The organism is Caulobacter sp. CCNWLW153 (assembly GCF_036889365.1).
In the GTDB taxonomy this organism is placed as follows: Bacteria; Pseudomonadota; Alphaproteobacteria; order Caulobacterales; family Caulobacteraceae; genus Caulobacter; species Caulobacter radicis.
Map to the genome: position 1 here is coordinate 1 of NZ_JBAKFV010000023.1, position 18,924 is coordinate 18,924.

At 71.1% G+C, this 18,924-nt stretch carries 19 protein-coding genes and 1 pseudogene; 5 read left to right on the forward strand and 15 right to left on the reverse strand.

The features are described 5' to 3' along the window. Positions 1-121 precede the first annotated feature (121 nt). Together V6S85_RS24820 and V6S85_RS24825 are read right to left on the reverse strand one after the other, a co-directional pair. Positions 122-448: a YnfA family protein gene (locus V6S85_RS24820; protein WP_116565418.1), complete on the reverse strand. Its 327-nt coding sequence runs from the start codon at positions 446-448 to the stop codon at positions 122-124. 10 nt (positions 449-458) lie between these two features. Then, positions 459-1,187: an ATP12 family chaperone protein gene (locus V6S85_RS24825; RefSeq protein ID WP_334350608.1), complete on the reverse strand. Its 729-nt coding sequence runs from the start codon at positions 1,185-1,187 to the stop codon at positions 459-461. Between the two features lie 96 nt (positions 1,188-1,283). Between V6S85_RS24825 and V6S85_RS24830 the strand changes: the two genes are divergently transcribed. Together V6S85_RS24830 and V6S85_RS24835 are read left to right on the forward strand one after the other, a co-directional pair. Next, positions 1,284-2,723 (forward strand): DUF1800 domain-containing protein, encoded by a 1,440-nt coding sequence (locus V6S85_RS24830; protein WP_334350609.1) that lies wholly within the window; start codon positions 1,284-1,286, stop codon positions 2,721-2,723. Then, entirely contained in the window at positions 2,720-3,982 is a 1,263-nt protein-coding gene (locus V6S85_RS24835; RefSeq protein ID WP_334350610.1) for a DUF1501 domain-containing protein, read from the forward strand. Before V6S85_RS24830 ends, V6S85_RS24835 begins: the two co-directional genes overlap by 4 nt. Before the next feature lie 79 nt (positions 3,983-4,061). Here the strand turns inward: V6S85_RS24835 and V6S85_RS24840 are convergent, their stop codons facing one another. From V6S85_RS24840 to crcB, 3 genes are read right to left on the reverse strand one after another with little or no spacing between them, the layout of a single operon-like run. After that, positions 4,062-5,552, reverse strand: a complete 1,491-nt coding sequence (locus tag V6S85_RS24840; protein WP_334350611.1) for a putative 2OG-Fe(II) oxygenase — start codon at positions 5,550-5,552, stop codon at positions 4,062-4,064. Beyond that, the gene (locus V6S85_RS24845; protein ID WP_116489675.1) at positions 5,549-6,538 is read right to left on the reverse strand and encodes an RluA family pseudouridine synthase; all 990 of its coding nucleotides are present in this window, start codon (positions 6,536-6,538) and stop codon (positions 5,549-5,551) included. Before V6S85_RS24845 ends, V6S85_RS24840 begins: the two co-directional genes overlap by 4 nt. Then, the gene (crcB, locus tag V6S85_RS24850; protein WP_334350612.1) at positions 6,535-6,921 is read right to left on the reverse strand and encodes a fluoride efflux transporter CrcB; all 387 of its coding nucleotides are present in this window, start codon (positions 6,919-6,921) and stop codon (positions 6,535-6,537) included. The genes V6S85_RS24845 and crcB overlap by 4 nt, the downstream gene beginning before the upstream one ends. Before the next feature lie 113 nt (positions 6,922-7,034). On the opposite strand from crcB, the gene V6S85_RS24855 reads away from it, so the two are divergent. Together V6S85_RS24855 and V6S85_RS24860 are read left to right on the forward strand one after the other, a co-directional pair. After that, positions 7,035-8,237 carry a TonB family protein gene (locus V6S85_RS24855; RefSeq protein WP_334350613.1) on the forward strand — a complete coding sequence of 401 codons (1,203 nt, stop codon included), beginning with the start codon at positions 7,035-7,037 and terminating at the stop codon, positions 8,235-8,237. 135 nt (positions 8,238-8,372) lie between these two features. Continuing rightward, a complete protein-coding gene (locus V6S85_RS24860) occupies positions 8,373-9,605 on the forward strand; it encodes a hypothetical protein (protein WP_116565431.1) in 1,233 nt (410 codons plus the stop codon). 22 nt (positions 9,606-9,627) lie between these two features. Here the strand turns inward: V6S85_RS24860 and V6S85_RS24865 are convergent, their stop codons facing one another. From V6S85_RS24865 to V6S85_RS24905, 10 genes and pseudogenes are all read right to left on the reverse strand, one after another. Further along, positions 9,628-10,125 carry a CC0125/CC1285 family lipoprotein gene (locus V6S85_RS24865; RefSeq protein WP_334350614.1) on the reverse strand — a complete coding sequence of 166 codons (498 nt, stop codon included), beginning with the start codon at positions 10,123-10,125 and terminating at the stop codon, positions 9,628-9,630. 38 nt (positions 10,126-10,163) lie between these two features. Continuing rightward, complete coding sequence (locus tag V6S85_RS24870; protein WP_116565436.1) at positions 10,164-10,949, reverse strand: RluA family pseudouridine synthase; 786 nt, start codon at positions 10,947-10,949, stop codon at positions 10,164-10,166. 5 nt (positions 10,950-10,954) lie between these two features. Then, a complete protein-coding gene (locus V6S85_RS24875; RefSeq protein WP_116565438.1) occupies positions 10,955-12,256 on the reverse strand; it encodes a replication-associated recombination protein A in 1,302 nt (433 codons plus the stop codon). Positions 12,257-12,323: 67 nt separating this feature from the next. Next, a complete protein-coding gene (locus tag V6S85_RS24880) occupies positions 12,324-13,760 on the reverse strand; it encodes a Do family serine endopeptidase (protein ID WP_334350615.1) in 1,437 nt (478 codons plus the stop codon). 101 nt (positions 13,761-13,861) lie between these two features. Then, entirely contained in the window at positions 13,862-15,127 is a 1,266-nt protein-coding gene (locus tag V6S85_RS24885) for a TCR/Tet family MFS transporter (RefSeq protein WP_116565442.1), read from the reverse strand. Between the two features lie 77 nt (positions 15,128-15,204). Continuing rightward, positions 15,205-15,412 (reverse strand): annotated as a pseudogene (locus V6S85_RS26705) (hypothetical protein); the annotation flags it as partial. After that, complete coding sequence (locus tag V6S85_RS24890; RefSeq protein ID WP_334350616.1) at positions 15,399-15,878, reverse strand: SRPBCC domain-containing protein; 480 nt, start codon at positions 15,876-15,878, stop codon at positions 15,399-15,401. The gene V6S85_RS24890 and the pseudogene V6S85_RS26705, both read right to left, overlap by 14 nt. Further along, positions 15,875-16,198, reverse strand: coding sequence for an ArsR/SmtB family transcription factor (locus V6S85_RS24895; RefSeq protein ID WP_334350617.1), 324 nt, complete (start codon positions 16,196-16,198; stop codon positions 15,875-15,877). The genes V6S85_RS24890 and V6S85_RS24895 overlap by 4 nt, the downstream gene beginning before the upstream one ends. Beyond that, on the reverse strand, positions 16,195-16,536 hold the full coding sequence (locus V6S85_RS24900) for an MmcQ/YjbR family DNA-binding protein (protein WP_116565446.1): 342 nt from the start codon (positions 16,534-16,536) through the stop codon (positions 16,195-16,197). The genes V6S85_RS24895 and V6S85_RS24900 overlap by 4 nt, the downstream gene beginning before the upstream one ends. Beyond that, complete coding sequence (locus V6S85_RS24905) at positions 16,533-16,976, reverse strand: VOC family protein (RefSeq protein ID WP_116565448.1); 444 nt, start codon at positions 16,974-16,976, stop codon at positions 16,533-16,535. The genes V6S85_RS24900 and V6S85_RS24905 overlap by 4 nt, the downstream gene beginning before the upstream one ends. Before the next feature lie 246 nt (positions 16,977-17,222). Between V6S85_RS24905 and V6S85_RS24910 the strand changes: the two genes are divergently transcribed. Further along, a complete protein-coding gene (locus tag V6S85_RS24910) occupies positions 17,223-18,908 on the forward strand; it encodes a hypothetical protein (RefSeq protein ID WP_116565450.1) in 1,686 nt (561 codons plus the stop codon). Positions 18,909-18,924: the final 16 nt, after the last annotated feature.

The window sequence follows — 18,924 nt, forward strand, 5'->3', positions numbered from 1 at the left end:
CCCGCGCCTGCTCCCGACGACGCTCCAGCTCTTCCAGGATGTGTTGCAAGGTCTTCGGCTCCACGCAGGGACTGGAACCAAAGGCGTAAAGAGCCCCGGCGGGGCTGGCAAGGCGAAGCCGTCAGGCGGCGCGCGGGCCAAACAGGATGATCGCCGCGCCCGCCAGGCACACGGCCATGCCGATCAGGTCCCAGCGGTCGGGCCGGACCTGCTCGACCGTCCGCATCCAGACGATGGACGAGACGATGTAGATGCCGCCATAGGCCGCGAAGGCCCGGCCGGCGGCGGCGGCTTCCACCCGGGTCAGAAGCCAGGCGAAGGCGACCAGGGCCAGGACGCCGGGGATGGTCCAGAGCGCCGAGCGTCCCAGCCGCAGCCACGCCCAGAAGGCGAAGCAGCCGCCGATCTCGCAGATCGCGGCCAGAACGTAGACGAGGCCGCTCCTCACCAGCCCGTTCTCAGCGACGAAGGGCGGCGAACCACCGCTCCAGCACGGCCGCCTCGATCGCCAGGTTGGCGGCGCGGGTGACGGCCTCGTGGTCGTCGCCCCACTGCTCGGCCTGGTAGATCTCGTCCAGGCGCGACAGGTCCAGCGCCTTCTGGCCGGTGATGCGGCCAGCGCGCAGGGCCAGGGCCAGGACCGTGGAGCCGAACAGGCCGGCGGCGTAGGCCACGCCGGCCAGGCTGAAGTCGTCGAGCGTCAGGGCCAGGGCTTCCACCGTCGCCAGCGCGGCCGGCGGCTGCGGCGCGTGGATGATGCCGGTGACCGGCGCCAGCGCCACCCCGTGCTCGGCCTTGGCCCAATCCAGCATCGCGCCCCATTCGCGGTCCTGGCGCTCGACCAGCGGCGTGGGGCCGTCGGCGCGATAGCAGAGCAGGTCCGAACCGGCGTAGGCGGCGACCTCGCGGGCGACCTCGGCGCGCGTCTCGGCGATGCGGTCGATGGCGGTGAAGGCCAGGCGCGTGGCGGGCATGGCCGTGGAGTCGATGACCTTCTCCTGGGCCTCCCATTCGTCGGCGACGACCTGGGCCAGCGCCAGGGTCGGCAGGGCCAGCGGCTTCTTCTGCGGCGACTTGGGCGTGCGGCCGTCCAACAGCACCGGATAGAGGCCGTCCTTGGCGTCGCCGGCGGCCGCGGCCTTGTAGAAGCGGCGCGGCTTTTCGATCAGGTCAGGCTTGTCGGACACGGGAACGGCTCATTTTCACGGGAAGCTGGCGACGGACTTGCGCGCCACGTGCGTTGAATGGTCGATCGGACGCCATATCGCAAGGGAGAGCCCGGCTTGAGCCTGCCGTCCAAGGACATGATGGCCGCCATCGCCGCCACCCGCTTCGGCCTGGGCGCGCGGCCCGGCGAGATCGAGGCGGCGCGGGGCGATCCGCGCGGCTTCCTGGAAGACCAGGTCCGCCGCGAGGGCGCGGACATTCCCAAGGACGACGGCGAGAGCGCGCCCGTGCGCTACGCCGCCTTCGCCGATCTTCGGCAGGAGCGCCGCGCGGCCCGCCAGGAAACGCGGATGGTCGCCGGGAACGACATGAAGCCGATCCCGCTGGTCGACGCGCCCGGGGCCAACGCCAAGTCCGACGCCCAGAAGGAGGTCCAGCGCTACATCCGCCAGAAGACCACCAGCGATTTCCTGGCCCGCGCCCAGCTGGCGGCCGACACCGAGGCGGCCTTCCGCGAGCGCTGGGCGCTGTTCTTCGCCAACCACTTCACGGTGTCCCAGACCAAGCAGGCGGCCTCGATCGTCATCGGCCCGTTCGAGCGCGAGGCCATCCGCCCGCACGCCTTCGGCCGCTTCGAGGACATGCTGCTGGCGACCAGCACCCACGCGGCCATGCTGACCTATCTGGACCAGGCCCAGTCGGTGGGCCCCGGCAGCCCGGCCGCCCGCTACCAGACGCGCAAGGGCCGGCGCACCGGACTGAACGAGAACCTGGCGCGCGAGATCCTGGAGCTGCACACGGTCGGCGTCGACGCCGGCTACAGCCAGGCCGACGTCACCGAGTTCGCGCGCGCCCTGACCGGCTTCAGCATCGGCCGCGCCCAGGATCCCGACATCGGCGCCTTCGTGTTCCGCGCCAACACCCACGAGCCGGGCGCTCGCTCGATCCTCGGCAAGGCCTATGCGCAAGGCGGCGAGGACCAGGGCGTCGCGGTGCTGAAGGCCCTGGCGGCCGATCCGCGCACGGCCCGCCATGTCTGCGGCAAGATCGCCCGTCACTTCGTCGCCGACGATCCGCCGCCGGCCCTGGTCAAACGGCTGGAGACGCGCTGGATCGAGACCGGCGGCCAGCTTGACGAGGTGGCCAAGGCCCTGATCGCCGCGCCCGAGGCCTGGGACCCGACCCCGGCCAAGATCAAGACGCCGTACGAGTTCGTGATCTCGACCTGGCGCGCGATCGGCGGCCGGCCGGCGTCCTTCGAGCGGCTGAACCCCATCCTGACCAGCCTGGGCCAAAAGCCGTTCTATCCGCCCGCGCCCAAGGGCTGGCCCGACGAGGCGGGCGCCTGGGCCTCGCCCGACGGCCTGGTCAAGCGCATGCAGTGGGCGCAGGGGTTCGCCGCCGCCGTGGCCGACACCCGCGATCCCGACGCCCTGGCCCGCTCGGCGCTGGGCGCGCGGCTCTCCGAGCCCACGGCCCGCGCCGTCGCCCGCGCCGAAACCCGCCGCGAAGCCTTCGCCCTGCTGGTGATGAGTCCGGAGTTCCAACGCCGATGACCGATCGCTCCCCCTCGCCCTCCCGCCGCTCGTTCCTGGCCGCCGCCGCCAGCCTGGGCGTGGCCGTCAGCTTCGTCGGCCGCCAGGCCCACGCCGCCGACGGCGCCAAGAAGCTGGTCGTGGTGGTCTGCCGCGGCGGCATGGACGGCCTGTCGGTGGCCCCGCCGATCGGCGATCCCGGCTATGCCGCCCTGCGGGGCGCCATCGCGATCAAGCCCGAGGAGGCGCTGAAGCTGGACGACACCTTCGCCCTGCACCCGTCGCTGACCAGCGTCCACGCCCTGGCCAGGCAGGGGCAGGCCCGGATCGCCCCGGCCATCGCCACGCCCGACCGCGCCCGCTCGCACTTCGAGGCCCAGGACGTGCTTGAGACCGGCGAGGCCAAGGTCTACGGCGCCGACAGCGGCTGGCTGAACCGAACGTTGGAAGTGATGGGGCCCGGCAAGACTGAGGCCCTGTCGGTGGGGACCACCGCCCCGCTGATCCTGCGCGGCAAGGTGCAGGCCGCCAGTTGGTCGCCGGGCAAGGGCGTCGACGAGGCCGCGCGCCTGCCCACCCTGCTGCAGGACCTCTACAAGGGCGACCCGCTGCTGGGCCCGGCCTTCGCGCGCGGGCTGGAGACCGAGGCTATGGCCCAGGCGGCGATGACGGCCCTGGCCCCGCCCCCCGCGCCGGCGGCGCAGAGCGGCATGATGATGGCGTCGACGCCGGCCATGAACCGCCCGGGCGGCCGCCCCGCCGACAACCGCCAGGGCCGCGACGCCGCCCGCAAGCTGGGCTCGACCCTGGCCGGCTTCATGCGCCAGGCCGACGGCCCGCAGATCGCCGCCCTGTCGCTGGACGGCTTCGACACCCACGCCGGCCAGGTCGGCCAGATCGCCACGCGGCTGACCTATCTGGACGCGGTGCTGGACGGCCTGCACGAAGGCCTGGGGCCGGAATGGAAGAACACGGTGGTGGTGGCCGTCACCGAGTTCGGCCGCACCGCCCGCGCCAACGGCACCGGCGGCACCGACCACGGCACCGGCTCGACCGCCCTGGTGCTGGGCGGCGCGCTGAAGCGCGGCGGCATCATCGGCGACTGGCCGACCCTGGCCGAGCCGGCCCTGTTCGAGAACCGCGACGTGGCGCCTACGCTGGACATGCGCGGCCTGTTCAAGGGCGTGCTGATCGACCACCTGGGCGTGGATCGGGCTGACGTGGAGAAGAAGGTGTTCGCCGACAGCGCGGGGGCGAAGGCCGTGACGGGCCTGGTTTGAGGAGCTTCCCCCGAACCAACACCCGTAAAATCCCCGCGAAAGCGGGGATTTTACGGAAGAAGAGTTCCGGGATTTTCCCTCACCCCGGAACGGCGTCGAAGGCCATGGTCAGGCGGCGCGTGTCGCCGGTGAAGGGCACGGTGCCGTGCCACATGTAGGACGGGAACAGCACCAGCGTGCCAGGCGCGGGCTTCACGGCATGCTCGGCCGCCAGTTTCGGCGACGTGGCGCAGCCGGGCTGGCCGAACTTGATCCAGCCTTCGCGCTTGTCGGGATCGTCCACGCCCGGCGGCAGGTCGATGTAGAAGGCCGACGACACCCAGCCCTGCGGATGGACGTGGTCGGTGTGAAAGCCGTTGGGCTTCAGGCTGACCGACCAGCCGCCCTGCACCACCGCCTTGCCGGTGCGGCGGATGCGCAGGGGATCGCTCCCCTCGCCGATCTCGGCGGCGTAGCGCTCGACGGTGGCGCGGGCGCTGGCGAAGAAGGCCTGGAAGATCGGCTCTCGCGAGGTGTGCAGCGACTGCACCTGGGCGCCGCCGCGCAGCGACTGCTGAAGCGGGTGGGTTTCCAGGTCGTGCAGCTCTCCCAGGCGCCTGCGCAGGTCGGCCAGGAAGCTCGTCAGATCGCTCCAGCCCTCCGGCGTCGGCAGCGTATAGGGCCGCACGAAGGCGTCGTAGTCGTAGAGCGCGCCGTAGCGGGGATCGCCGAGAATCCGCCAGGCCAGGGCCTGCAGCGACAGGGCGTGCTGGTCGTACGGAAAGGCCTGTAGCACGGAACCCGCGACCGACGCGGCGGCGGTCGCGTCGCCGGCGGCCAGCAGGGCCTCGGCCAGGCTCTTGAGCACCGGCGCCGCGCCCGGCGCCAGGCGGGCGGCGGCCTGGGCGTGGGCGAGGCCTTCCGCCGTCTCGCCCAGTTCGGCGGCGGCGTGGGCGGCGGTGACCAGCAGGTGCAGGTCGTTCGGGTGTCGGCGCAGGCCAAGCCGCAGCGTGTCCAACGCCTGTGGCAAGCGGCCGGCGAACTCCTCGACCAGGGCCTGCACGTGCAGCAGGCGCGGATCGGACTGCCGCGCCAGGGTCGCCTTCAGCGGCGAGAGGGCGTGGTCGAGATCGGCGGTGCGCATCCAGCGCAGCTGGGCCAGATCCCGGTGGGCGTCTACGAAGTTGGGACGGCGGGCGATCGCATCCTGGAAGATCGCCTCGGCCTCGTCGTAGCGATGCTGGAACTGCACGGCGCGGGCCAGCACCAGCCTGGCCTCCGGCGCCTCCAGGCCCAGCGACATGGCCTTGCGGACCGCCGCCTCGGCCTCGGCCTGACGGCCGAGATCGCCGTTGGTGGCGGCCAGATTGTACCAGGCCAGGCGGTCCTGAGGCGCGCCCCGGACGGCGCGCTCGTTGAACGGCAGGGCCTCGGCGTGACGGCCCACGCCCTTCAGCGCCGCTGCGTGGACGATCAGCAGGCCCGGCATGGCCGTCGGCCGCGCCGCGCCGGCCGCGGTCAGGGCGACCGCCTGCTCGGCCTGGCCTCGCCCGAGCAGGTCCCAGGCTTGCTGGACCAGGCCTTGGTTCATCGCCGCTTGGTCTGGCGGCGGGCGAACGGATCCTGGTCGGCCTCGTCCTCGGTGAAGCCGAACTTGGCGAAGCCGGCCTTCATCTCGGCGCTGAGCGGCGCCTCGACATGCAGCATGCCCGCGCTGGGGTGCGGCAGCAGGATCGAGCGGGCGTGCAGTTGCAGCTTCAGCCCTTCCGACAGCTGGGCCGACTTCTCGTCGCCGTACTTCGGGTCGCCCAGGATCGGGTGGCCGATGGCCTTCATGTGGGCGCGCAGCTGGTGCGTGCGGCCAGTGTGGGGGCGCAGGGCCATCCAGGTGACGCGCGGACCGGCGCGGCTGATGGTGACGAACTCGGTCTCGGCCGGCGAGGCGTCCTTGTCCTTGGGGTCGGCGGGCACCACGATCTCGCGGTCGTTGAGGCCGCGCTTGGCCAGGTGCAGCTCGATGACGCCTTCCAGCGGGTGCGGGTTGCCCGCGACGATCGCCCAGTAGGTCTTCTGCGCCTTGCGCTTGGCGAAGGCGCCCGACAGGCGCGCGGCGGCGCTGGGCGTCTTGCCCAGCAGCAGCACGCCGGAGGTGTCGCGGTCGAGGCGGTGGACCAGACGCGGGCGATCGACGCCCTCGCCCCAGGCGCTGAGCAGCTTGTCGATGTGGTGGGTGGTCTTGGTGCCGCCCTGCACGGCCAGACCGGCCGGCTTGTTCAGGGCCAGGACGTCCTCGTCCTCATAGAGCACCAGCGAGCGAGCGTAGGCGATGTCGCGCGCCGACAGCTTGCCCTTCTCGGAGGGATCGGGCGCGTCGGGCAGCGGGGGGACGCGGATCTGGCTTCCGGCCGCCAGCTTGGTGTCGGCCTTGGCGCGCGAGCCGTCGACCCGGACCTGGCCCGAGCGGAACAGCTTGTTGAGCTGGATGTGGTTCAGGTGCGGCCAACGACGCTTGAACCAGCGGTCCAGACGAACGCCGTCCTCCCCGCCGTCGACGTAGAGGGTGCGGACTTCCTTCATGCGGCGAACATCCTGCGGGCGAGATAAAGGCCCGCGAAAAGGGCCGCGAGCGCGATGATCGCGCTGGCGGCGGTGTAGGAAAAGGCCTGCCCGTAGGCGCGCCGCTCGATCATCAGAGCGGTGTCCAGCGAGAAGGCGGAGAAGGTGGTGAAACCGCCGAGGATCCCGACGCCCAGGAACACGCGGAGCGTTTCCTGCTGTCCGGCCGCCTTGAGCGCCAGCCAGCCGGTCAGCAGTCCCATCAGGAAGCCGCCGACGATGTTGACGGTCATGGTTCCCCAGGGCCAGCCCGGTCCGATCCAGCGCAGCGCGGCCACGCCCACGAGATAGCGGGCGACGGAGCCGGCGGCGCCGCCCACGGCGACGAGAAGCACCTTGGTCATGGCCCCCTTATGCGCCGAGCGGCCATGATCGCCAAGGTGAGAACGCCAAGGCCGCCTTGACCTTGGCCATACCGGCTGCATAGGTCGGCGCGCAACACTCGCGGAGATAGAGTATGCGTCTCATGCTCGTCATGCCCCTGGCGCCCTTGCTCCTGGCGCTCGGCGCCGTTCCGGCGCTGGCGTTCGATCCGCCCCTTCCCCCGCCCCTCTCCATTCCGCCGATCAGCGAAGCGCGACGCGAGCTCGTCACCCGGGTTGTCACCTACGGCCCCTCGCCAACCGTGGCGCGTTGCGCGACCCGCAACGTCGGGGCGGTGCACGGCGCGCAGTTCCCGCCGGAGGTCAATGTGGGCCTGGCGCCCAGGGGCTCGCCGCCCGGGGCTCCGACGCGCGATGATCGCCCGACTGCCGCCCTGACCTTCGCCATCGACGCCAACGGGGCTCCCGTCGACATCAGGCCGGCGGCGGACAGCATGACCTCGCAGGACATGGTCGCCGCGTTCGCGCGCTGGCGGTTCATGGCCGGCCCGCCGGTCGCCGACTGCCGGGTCGAGGTGTCGCGCAGCTATACGCCGCTGCCTCAGGCTTCGACGGCGACGCTGCTGGAGATCGTCGCCAGGCGCCGCCGCGACGCCCCGTCGGCGGCCCTACGCGAGATCTCGGCGCGCGGCGACTGCGGCAAGGCTCCCCAGCGCCTGCCCGCCCAGATCAGCTATCCCGACCTGCGCTCGTTCGACGACCGCGACTTCGTCGCGCCCTGGGCCGGCCTATTGTACGACATCGACGCCGAGGGCGAGGTGCGCAACGTCCGCGTCGTCGCCCAGGGCGGCGATCCGATGCTCGCGGACCTGGCCGGCGCATCGGCAGCCGGCTCCCGCTTCCATCCAGGACGGCCGGTGAACGGCTGCTATGTCACCTATGCGGCCCGCCCCAGGCCCTCGGGAGCGCCCATGCGCTCGTCGGCCCGGCGCGCGCCGTCACCCGACGCCCTGCCCGCCCGCCCGGTCAAGGCCGCGGCTCCCGCCAAGGGCGAAGCGTGCGGCGTCGCCCGCGAAGCCCTGAACATCTCGACCCAGGGCGCCTATCCGCCCGCGCTGGCCCGCGAACGCGTGGAGGGTTGGGCCAGCCTGCGCTTCGACGTTTCGCCCGAGGGCCGGATCGACGCCGTCCAGGTCCTGGCCGCCCAGCCGGTCGACGCCTTCGGCGCCGCGGCGGCCGCCATGCTGCGCCGAGCGCGTCCGGCGCCGTCGGCCGAGGGCGCCAAGGGCTGCGTCGTGCCGGTCAGTTTCGCGATGAAGGACCTCGTCGAGGATTAACGCCCCGAAACCAAAAAGGCCCTTATGGGGCAAGGCTTTGCGACAAGGTAAAGATGGCCTCAACCCTCTTCCTGCACCCCGGGTTAACGGCGGCGGGCGCAACCTAGGGGCTCCACTCGCGAATCCCACGGTCAGATGCCCGCCTCCCTGCCTCCCAAGGACGACACGACCGAACGCCTGGCCCTGCCGCCGGCGATGCTGAACCGCCTGGCCGGCTCGGACCTGGTCGGCCGCGGCGCGGTCAACGTGATCAGCATCAAGGCCATCCGCCGCTGGGCCGGCGACTGGTGGGACCAGAAGCGCACCGACGTCTGGACCTATGTCGAGCGCAAGCTGAACGAGCACCTGGACCGCGCCGACCTGCGCGGCCGGGTCAGCGAGGACGATTTCCTGATCGCCACGCACAACGACCAGGGCCTGTCGGCCCAGGCCGCCAGCATCCGCATCCTCGAGGATGTGCTGACCCACCTGCTGGGCGCGGCCGAGCTGCGCGACATCGGCGTGCGCTCGGTGATCGGCATCGAGGCCGGCGGCGTCGTCTGCCGCCCGATCGATCCCTCCGTGGTGCTGGCCGCCCGCGCCCGCCGGGACTCCGAACGCTCGCCGTTCCGCACCGACATCGACGTCAGCGACGAGATGCGCCGCACCCCGGTGGCCTTCACCACCAGCGGCGGCGCGGCCCTGCGCGTCGACTTCGCGCTGGAGCACGTGATCGGCCTGCGCCGCAACATCACCACCGCTATCCGCGTCGAGCCGATCGTCACCCACCTGGGCACCGGCCGCTCGATCAGCGGCCGCGCGATCACCAAGCTGGCCGACAAGGACATCGCCTTCATCGACGAGGCGACGCTGCGCTACGGCGCGGCCTTCGCCAAGGCCGCGCAAGGCAACGAAAAACCCGAACTGGTGCTGCCGGCCTCGTTCCGCACCCTGGGCACCCAGCGCGGCCGCGACCTGCTGACCGGCACCTCGGGCCTGTCGCTCGCCCTGCTGCGCGGCGGGGTGATGATCGAGCTGGTGGACGTCACCCGCGGCACACCCGCGGGGCGCCTGCTGGAAGTGGTCGGCCTGCTGAAGGCCCTGACCCGCGGCGTCATCGCCCGCGTGCCGCCCGACAAGGAAGCCTTCAAGCACCTGCGCGACGCGCGCCTGGCCGGCCTGACGCTGGACGCCTGCGACCTGGGCGGCCCAGCCGAGAAGATCGCCATGGACATCATGGCCTTCGGCCGCGAGGCCAGGGGCCTGGCGCCGATGGTCAGCCTGCAAGGGCTTCCGGCGGAAGGCTACTTCGCCGCCGCCGAGACCGCCGGCCTGACCCACGCCTCGCTGCGGGCGACGCACCCCTACGCGGCGCGCAACGCGGCCTGATCTGCCTCTACGCGGATCGTCCTCAGATCCGCCCCATGCCCTTGCCGATGGTGTTGACCACGCTCTGGGCGTCATAGGCCTCGCCCGGGGGGCGCGGCCCCTTGCCGAACACGACCTCCAGCGTGGTGCTGAGCGCGGGCTTCGGGCCGAGGTTGAAGCTCGTGCCGACGCCCAGCCCCACCGACGAGCGGCGGCCGTAGCTGCCCGAGCCGCCGCCGACCGAGAAGGTGGGGCCGCCCCCTCCCCCCGTCGACTGAGTGACGCGGTCGGCGACGCGGAACCAGGCATAGCCGTCGGCCAGGGCCAGTTCGGCCGCCCGCAGCAGGGCATAGTCGGTGACCTGCCCCACCGGCGCGCCGGGGCCGCCGCGGAAGGTCACACGGTAACGGCCGTCCTCCATCTTGTACTGGGCGAAGCCGACGTCCGAGGCGCTGGCCTGCGGGCGATAGATCGTGGGCTGGGCGGTGGCGCAGGCTCCGAGGATGAGAGCGCAGGCGACAAGAGCGAGCGGAGTCTTCATGGCGTTTCTCCCTTGCCTCTCAAACGGCCCGGCCAAGTTCAGCGTTCCGGCGGCGCCAAGTCCAGCTTTTCCAGCACGGCCTTGAAGTCGTCGGGCAGCGGGGCCTCGATGCGCCGCTCGCCGCCTTCGGGGTGCGGGAACACCAGCCGGGCGGCGTGCAGCATCAGGCGCGGCACGGGCGCGCCGGCCAGCATCAGCGTCCCGCCGTAGCGGCTGTCGCCCGCGATCGGCCGACCGATCGAGGCCATGTGGACGCGCAGCTGGTGCATGCGGCCGGTGTCGGGCGACAGCTCGACCAGCGCCGCCTGGCCGTTGGCGGCCAGCGTGCGATAGCGGCTGCGGGCGGTCTCGGCGTCGGGATGGTCGTCCTCGCAGACGCGCATGTAGGCCTCGCGGCCGATCGACTCGCGGCGCAGGGGCGCATCGATCTGGCCGCCGCGCGGTTCGGGCGCGCCGGGCGCGACGATGGCCAGGTAGGTCTTGCGGAAGCGCTTGCCCATCAGGGCCTTGCCCAGGAAGGTCGCCGCCGGCTTGGTGCGGGCGGTGAGGATCACGCCCGAGGTGTCGCGGTCCAGGCGATGGATCAGGCGCGGACGCGGCCGGTCGCGCCGGGCCAGCGCCCAGAGCAGGTCGTCCAGCGTATGGGCCTTGATCCGGCCGCCCTGGCTGGACAGGCCGGCGGGCTTGTTCAGCACGAAGACGCTGTCGTCCTCGTGGATCACCAGCGAGCGCGTGAAGGCGATCTCGTCGGGCGTCAGCTGGATCGGGGTGTCGGAGGCCTTGGGCTTGGGAGCGGCGGGCGGACGGCGGGGCGGCTTGGACATCGCCGTCACTTACCGCCCCGGCGCAGTTGGCTCCAGTGGTCGAGGCGTTCCTTGACCTTGGCTTCGGCGCCGATCGGCTTGGGTTCGTAGAATTTCGGACGGGCCATGCCGTCCGGAAAGTAGTTCTGGCCCGAGACGCCACCCTCGACATCGTGGTCGTAGGCGTAGCCGTCGCCATAGCCGAGGGTCTTCATCAGCTTGGTGGGCGCGTTGAGGATATGGGCCGGCGGCGTGAGGCTGCCGGTCTCCTTGGCGGCGCGCCGGGCGGCCTTGTAGGCGGTGTAGACGGCGTTGGACTTGGGCGCGCTGGCCATGTGCACCACGGCCTGGGCCAGGGCCAGCTCGCCTTCCGGGCTGCCCAGGAAGTCGTAGGCGTCCTTGGCGGCCGTGGTCAGCAGCAGGGAAAGCGGGTCGGCCGCGCCGATATCTTCGCTGGCCATGCGCACCAGGCGGCGGGCGATGAACAACGGATCCTCGCCGCCCTCCAGCATCCGCGCCAGCCAGTAGAGGGCCGCGTCCGGATCGGAGCCGCGCACCGACTTATGCAGCGCCGAGATGAGGTTGTAGTGCTCTTCCCGGTCCTTGTCGTAGGCCGGGCGGCGCTTCTGCAGCAGCTGGCCGAGCTGGGTCGGATTGAGCGGCGTGTCCGTGCCGATCGACAGCAGGGTCTCAGTCAGGGTCAGGAGATAGCGGCCGTCGCCGTCGGCCATGGCGATCAGCACCTGACGGGCCTCGGCGTCGACCGGCAGCTTGCGGTTCTCGGCCGCCTCGGCCTTGGCCAGCAGGGCCTCCAGCGAGATCTCGTCCAGGCGCTTGAGCACGAACACCTGGCAGCGCGACAGGAGAGCGCCGTTGAGTTCGAACGAGGGGTTCTCGGTCGTCGCGCCGACGAGAGTGACGATCCCCTCCTCCACGAACGGCAGGAAACCGTCCTGCTGGGCGCGGTTGAAGCGGTGGATCTCGTCGACGAACAGCAGCGTCGACTGCCCCGACTGGCGGCGCATGCGGGCCTGCTCGAAGGCCTTCTTCAGGTCGGCGACGCCGGAGAACACCGCCGAGATCTGCATGAACTCGTAGCCGCCGGCCTTGGCCAGCAGGCGGGCGATGGTGGTCTTGCCCGTGCCCGGCGGCCCCCAGAGGATCATCGAGGCCAGGCGATGGGCCGCCGCCATCCGGCCGATCGGGCCGTCGGGGCCGAGCAGGTGCTCCTGGCCGACGACCTCGTCGAGACTTTGCGGACGCAGGCGGTCGGCCAGCGGCGCGGGCGCGTGGGGCGTCAGGCCGGCGGCTTGGAAGAGATCGGACATGGGTGGAGATTTAGGAGGTTCCGCGGTCAGCGGAAACCCTCTCCCCGAAGGGAGAGGGTCGAAGGCGTCAGGTCCGGAAACGGGCCGCGATGCGCTGGCCATTGCGCTCGATGACGACGTTCCAGGTCGCCGCGTCGCCACGCGTGGCGGCGGCGAGATCGGCGGTGGTGTTGATGGCCTTGCCGTTGACCTCGCGCACGAAGTCGCCCGGGCGCAGGCCGGCGTTCAAGGCGAAGCCCTGTCCGACCTTGGTGACCAGCACGCCCTTGCCGGCGAAGACGTCGGCGCCGATGTCCTGGGCGGCGGCGGGCGACAGGTTCATCACCGTCGCGCCGTCGAAGGGATTGCGGCCGCTGATCGTGCGCTCGTCCTTGGCCGGGACTTCCGGCGCGGCCTCGGCGCGGATGGTCAGGGTTTGCTCGCGGTCGCCGCGGCGGATCTGCACCGGCACGCGGTCGCCGATCTTGTGGGTGCCGATGGCGAAGGCGCCGCCGCCCTCGTCGTTCACCGCCTGGCCGTCGATCGACAGGATGACGTCGCCTTCCTTGATGCCGCCCTTGTCGGCCGAGGCGCCCGGATAGATGTCGGAGACCAGCACGCCGCGCGGGGTGGTCATGCCCAGGCTCTTGGCGAGATCACCGGTGACCGGTTGGCCGCGCACGCCCAGCCACGGCCGCACGACGCTGTGGGCGCCGCCGAGCGCGGTCGAAACCACCTGGCGCACCACGGCCGCCGGAATGGCGAAGCCGACGCCGCTGGAAGAGCCCGAGCGCGAGATGATGAAGGTGTTCACCCCGATCAGATCGCCGTCCATGTCGACAAGCGGGCCGCCGGAATTGCCCGGGTTGATGGCCGCGTCGGTCTGGATGTAACTGCCGAACTCGGCCGCGCCGACGTCGGTGCGGGCCAGGGCCGAGACGATGCCGTTGGTCACCGTCTGGCCGACGCCGAACGGATTGCCCATGGCCAGCACCAGGTCGCCGACCTCCAGCTGTTCCTGGTCATCGATGGCGATGGTCGGCAGGCGTTCGCCCTTGGTGTCGATCTTGAGCACCGCGAGGTCCGAGCGCGGGTCGTCGAGCAGCACCGTGGCCGGGAACTCGCGCCGGTCGGCGAGCTGCACGGTGATGTCGCTCATGTTCTCGATGTTGTGGTGATTGGTGATGATCACCCCGTCGGCGCGGACGATGGCGCCCGAGCCGAGCGAGCCCTGCACCTGGGCCCGCGGCGTGCCGCCGGCCCCGCCCATGAAGAAGTCCCAGAACGGGTCGCGCGACTGCTGGCGCTGCACCACCCGGCGGCTGGCGACGTTGACGATGGCCGGGGCCGTCTTCTTCACCACCGGGGCGAAGGAGGCCTTCATCGAGCCCGGATCGGTAGGCGCCTTGCGGGTGGGCTGGGCGAGTTCCGGGATGGACTGGGCCTGGCTGCGCGAAGCCGGATCCGAGCAGGCGGCCAAGAGGGCCAGGGTCGGAAGCAGTACGCGAAGGGCGGGCTTGGACAAGTCGATGGCTCCGTCAGATCTTGCGGCGCGCCCGGTCTGCGAGAGCCAGGCACGCGCTCTCGCCCCTTAAACAGCGAAGTTTTCGGGCGCAATCAAGGCGTTCAGCGCGCGGGATCGAGGCCCGGTTCCCCGACCGCCAGCGGACGGGCCCTGCGGGTGTTCAGGATCACCATCAGGCCGCCCAGGGCCAGGAGCCCGGCGATGACCAGCGGCAGGCCCGGCAGGTGCAGGGTCTGCTCGTGGCGCACGGCGAAGGCCAGCGACAGGCCGTAGAGCGCCGGACCGATGATCGCCGTCAGCCCCATGATCGCCGAGTTGGCGCCTTGCAACTGGCCCTGTTCGCTGGGACCGACGCGCTTGGTCATCATGCCCATCAGGCCGGGCTGGATCAGGGCGGCGAAGGCGCTGACGGCGAGGCCCGAGGCGAAGATCCAGCCGTTGGGCGCGAAGGCGAAGACCGCGAACGAGACGACGAAGCAGACGAGGCCGACGATCACCGCCCCGCGCTCCTTCAGCCGGTCGACGATCGGCCCGATCAGCAGGGCCTGGACGATCACGCCCAGTATGCCCGACAGCATCATCAGGAGGCCGATCTGGGCGGTGTCCCAGCCGTAGCGATAGCCGGTGTAGAGCACGAAGACGCTGGGATAGGCGTTGTGGGCCAGCTGCATCAGGAAGCTGACCACGCCCAGGCGCGGCAGGTCGGGATGCGAGCCCAGCAGCTTCAGCGAGCCGACGGGGTTGGCCTTGCTCCAGTCGAAGCGGGCGATGCGCTTTTCCGGCGGCAGGGATTCGGGCAGCACCAGCAGGCCGTAGAGCCAGTTCAGCAGCGCCATCGCGGCCGCCACCCAGAACGGCAGGTGCAGGTCGATCTTGCCCAGCAGGCCGCCCAGCGCCGGGCCGGCGATGAAGCCGACGCTCCAGGCAGCGCCGATCAGGCCGAAGGCCTTGGCCCGGCCCTTCTCGGGCGTGACGTCGGCGATGTAGGCGCCCGCCGCCGAGAAGCTGGCGGCGGTGGCCCCATGGATGATGCGGCCGACGAACAGCCACCACAGGGTCGGAGCCAGGGCCATGAAGATATAGTCGATCCCGAGGCCGAAGATCGAGATCAGGATCACCGGCCGCCGCCCGAAGCGGTCGGACATCATGCCCAGGATCGGCGAGCAGAAGAACTGCATCGTCCCCCAGACCATGCCGAACGCGGCCGTCCACTGGGCGGCCGCATCGGTTTGGCCGCCGGCCATCTCCTTCACCAGGCTGGGCAGGACCGGGATCATCAGGCCCAGCGACAGCACGTCCATCAGGGCCGTGACGAAGATGAAGCCCAGCGCCGCCTTACGGGCCGGATGAGCGATAGGTTCGGACATGGAGCCTCCCGGGGGCGGGATGTTTGACCGCCTGCCGGATATTCGACAAGAGGGCTCGGCCACTCCTCCCCCATGCAAACGGGGGAGGTGGCGCGCTGCGGATACGCAGCGTGACGGAGGGGGCGAGGGACGGAGGGGGCGAGGGACGGAGGGGGCGAGGGACGGAGGGGGCGAGGGACGGAGCGCCGTGCGCGCCGCCGCCCCCTCCACCGCGGAGCCTGTCCTCGGGCGCGCGCTTCGCGCGACCCGGGGGCGGTCCCCCTCCCCCGTTTTACGGGGGAGGAGTTAGATGAGCTCTCAGTCCCTCCAGCAGCCCAGTCCACCACTGGCCGTGGCGTAGCAGGAAGACCTGGTCGGGGAAGCCGTGCCGCGCCACGTGCTCGGCGGGAACGGTTTCCCAGCCGCGATGCTGGACTGTCACCCGCGTCTCCGCGCCAACGGCCTCGAAGGTGACCTCGACCTCGGTGTCCATGCCGGGCGCGAACGCGGCCTGCCGCCAGCCGAACACCAACCGCTGGCCGCGCGTCCAGACCCGCACGCGGCCGATCTCGAACGTCTTGCCCGAGGCCAGGCGCTCGACCAGGCGCGCGCCCTCCCCTTGCCCCTCGAAGACCAGCACGCCCGGCGAGCGCGGCGTGAACGAGAACAAGGGGTTGGGCCGCCACCAGGCGCCGATCTCGCCGACGAAGGCGTCGAACACCCGCTCCGGCGCGGCCTTCATGCGCAAGGCCACGAGGATGCGGGCGCTCATGTCTCGTCTGCCTCGACATGGGCCTTCAGCGCCAGCAGTTGGTCGCTCCACAGCGCCTCGGCGGCGGCGGCCCAGGCCTTAAGCTCGGCCATCGGCTCGGGTCGCAGGGCGTAGACCCGCACCCGGGCGTCGAACGGCGGATGGCTCTCCTCGACCAGCCGCGCCTCGCGCAGGGCCCGCAGGTGGCGGCTCATGGCCGGCGGCGACAGGCCCAGCGCCTCGGCCAGATCGCCGGCCCGGCGCGGACCGTCAGCCAGCAGCTCGACCGTGCGCCGACGATGCGGCTCGGCCAGGGCCGCCAGGGTGCGATCCAGGCTCATGCGCGGGCGTCCAGTTGGGCGAGCAGCCGCTTGCCGGCCTTCAGCCGCCAGGCCTGTTCGAGAGCGCTCTTCAGCGTGATCTCGTCGACGGCGTCGAGCACGACATTGGTCGCCCCCTTCAGGCCCCAGCCGCCCTTGACCGGAACGAAGACGGCCGGCTCGGAGGCGACCAGCATCTCCTGCAGGTCGCGGGTCAGCTGGACCATGCCGAACCCCGCGTCGGGATAGCCCAGCGTGGCGAAGATGCGCCCGACGCGAAAATCCGTCGTGCCCATGTGCGCGCCCTCGACCACGCCCGGGAGGGCCAGCGCCAGCCGGCGAAAGTCTTCCGGGCTCACGCCCAGCCCTGGATCTTCAGGCCGGTGGCCGCCTCGGCCTCCTCGCGGGTGACGGCCTTCACCGTCTGGCCGACCGTCCAGATGTGGCCCTCGAGGTCGCGGCAGCGATAGGTGCGGTCGCCGTAGAACTGGGTGGCCGGCTCCATCAGGATCTCCGCCCCCGCCGCGCGGGCGCGCTCGCAGTGGGCGTCGACGTCGTCCTCGATGTGGATATGCACGGTCTGGGTGTTCTTGCCGCCCAGCGAGGCCGGGCTGGCGTGGTCGGCGCTCCACTCGTTGCCGACCATCACGTTGGCCTCGCCCAACGTCATCTGCGAGTGGGCGAGATTGCCGTCGCCGTCCTCGATCAGCAGCACGAGTTCGAAGCCGAACGCCGCCTCCAGCCATTTCAGGGCGGCCTTGGGATCCTTGTAGCAGAGCGCCGAAGTCAGGCGGGTCATGCGAACCTCCCATTTTCAGATACCGACAATATTTCACCCAAATCGAAACTAATTGCAACAATCACGACGAAAGCAACACAAGGTTGTTACGGCTGGAAATTTCGACTTGTGAGTTTGCACGCAAGCGCGGCCTATGTGCGCCGCGCCCCGCGCCTGGAGGGGGCCCGGCCGCGACGTCGGTCGGCGCGAGCGCCCTGTGACCCAGTCTGCTTCAGCGTTTTGCCCTGAAAGACGGAGAGCACGCGCATGCCTACGGTCAAGATCCTCATCGTCACCGACTCCTACAGCGGCGGATACCGCCGCACCCTGCCCGCCAACGGCGCCGAGCAGTTCCACCTCGGCGAGTTCGTCCATGTGCTGGAGACCACCAGCTGGGACGGCTTCAACATCCAGATCACCAAGGCCCATCGGGACAATGTTCCCGGCACGGGGGCCGACCTGGTCGACTTCGACTTCTCGACCCACGATCTCAACCAGTACGACGAGATCTTCATGTTCCCGATCACCCGCGACGGGGCGGCCAACGCCAGCGCCGCTGAGGTGGCGGCGATCGCCAGGTTCATGGATCGCGGCGGCGGGGTGTTCGCCACCGGCGACCACGAAGACCTCGGCGCCAGCCTGTGCCGCCAGATCCCGCGCGTGCGCTCGATGCGCCGCTGGCACTGGCCCAGCGCCGGCCCGCTGGGCGAACCGGTCGCCCCGGTCGGCACGATCGGCGAGCCCGATCTCGAACTGCGCCACGACACCCTTCGTGAGGGCCCCGACGACGCCGATGCGAACTACGAGTTCGACGACCAGTCCGACAACCGCGGCCAGGAGATCTATCCTCGCTGGTTCAGTTCGGTCTCCGGGCGCTACTTCCGCCGCAACTATCCGCATCCGCTGCTGTGCGCGCCCGGCGGGGTGGTCCGGCGCCTGCCCGATCACGCGCACGAGGGCCAGTGCGAGGTCCCGGCCAGCCTGTCCCAGACCATCAGCATCCCCGTGCCCGGCCCCACGCCCGACTACAGCGAGGAAGAGTATCCGGTCGGCATCGGCGCCACCCAGCGCATCGCGCCGGTGGTGGTCGCCCAGGGCAAGGTGATCGGCGGGCACATGACCCACGATCCCGACAAGGAGCCGACCGCCGAGACCAAGCTGTTCGGCGTGATCGGCGCCTATGACGGCCATCTGGTCGAACGGGCGGGCCGGCGCCTGGGCCGCGTGGCCGTGGATTCCACCTGGCACCACTTCTTCAACGTCAACCTGATCGGCGACAGCGGCTCGCCCGAGGCCCGCAAGCGGCAGGGCTTCCTCGCCACGCTGCTGCCGGGACAGACGGACGACTACGAGCCGATCAAGGCCTACTTCCGCAACCTCGTCTATTGGCTGGTCCCGCACGACCGCCAGATCCTGGTGATCTACGAGGCCTTCCGGACCATGGCCCGCAAGCCGCAGATGATCGAGTTCCTGCCCAGGCTGGACCGCAAGATCCTGCCCGAGCTGCGGGTGCGCTGGCACCTCAAGCTGGCGGGCCTGGCCGACCACTACTTCGCCAGCGTCAGGGGCGGCTGCTTCACCTTGCAGTTCCTGCCGATCGTGCTCGACAGGATCCAGCCGCTACGGCCGCTGTGGGAGGTGCTGCAGGAGCAGGTCTATCCCTGGAACCCGGGCCAGCGCGTCAAGCAGCGCGCCGAGGTGCTGGACGCGCGGCTGGAGGTCGATCCCAAGATCTTCGCCGACGTGGTCGTGGGCGCGGCCGTGCTGGCGGCGGCCGCGCAGGAGGGCAAGGACGACCTGAAGGGTTGGCTGCGCGACGTGGAGGTGCTGGCCACGCGGGGCCTGCGCGAGGTGCGGGCGTCCCTGGCCGAAAGCCAGAAGCGCAGCAGCGCCGTGATCTCCAGGCTCGACGAGCGCGCCCTGCTCGCCGAACCATCCCTGACCAAGGCCTGAAGGAAAAGGTCCGGCC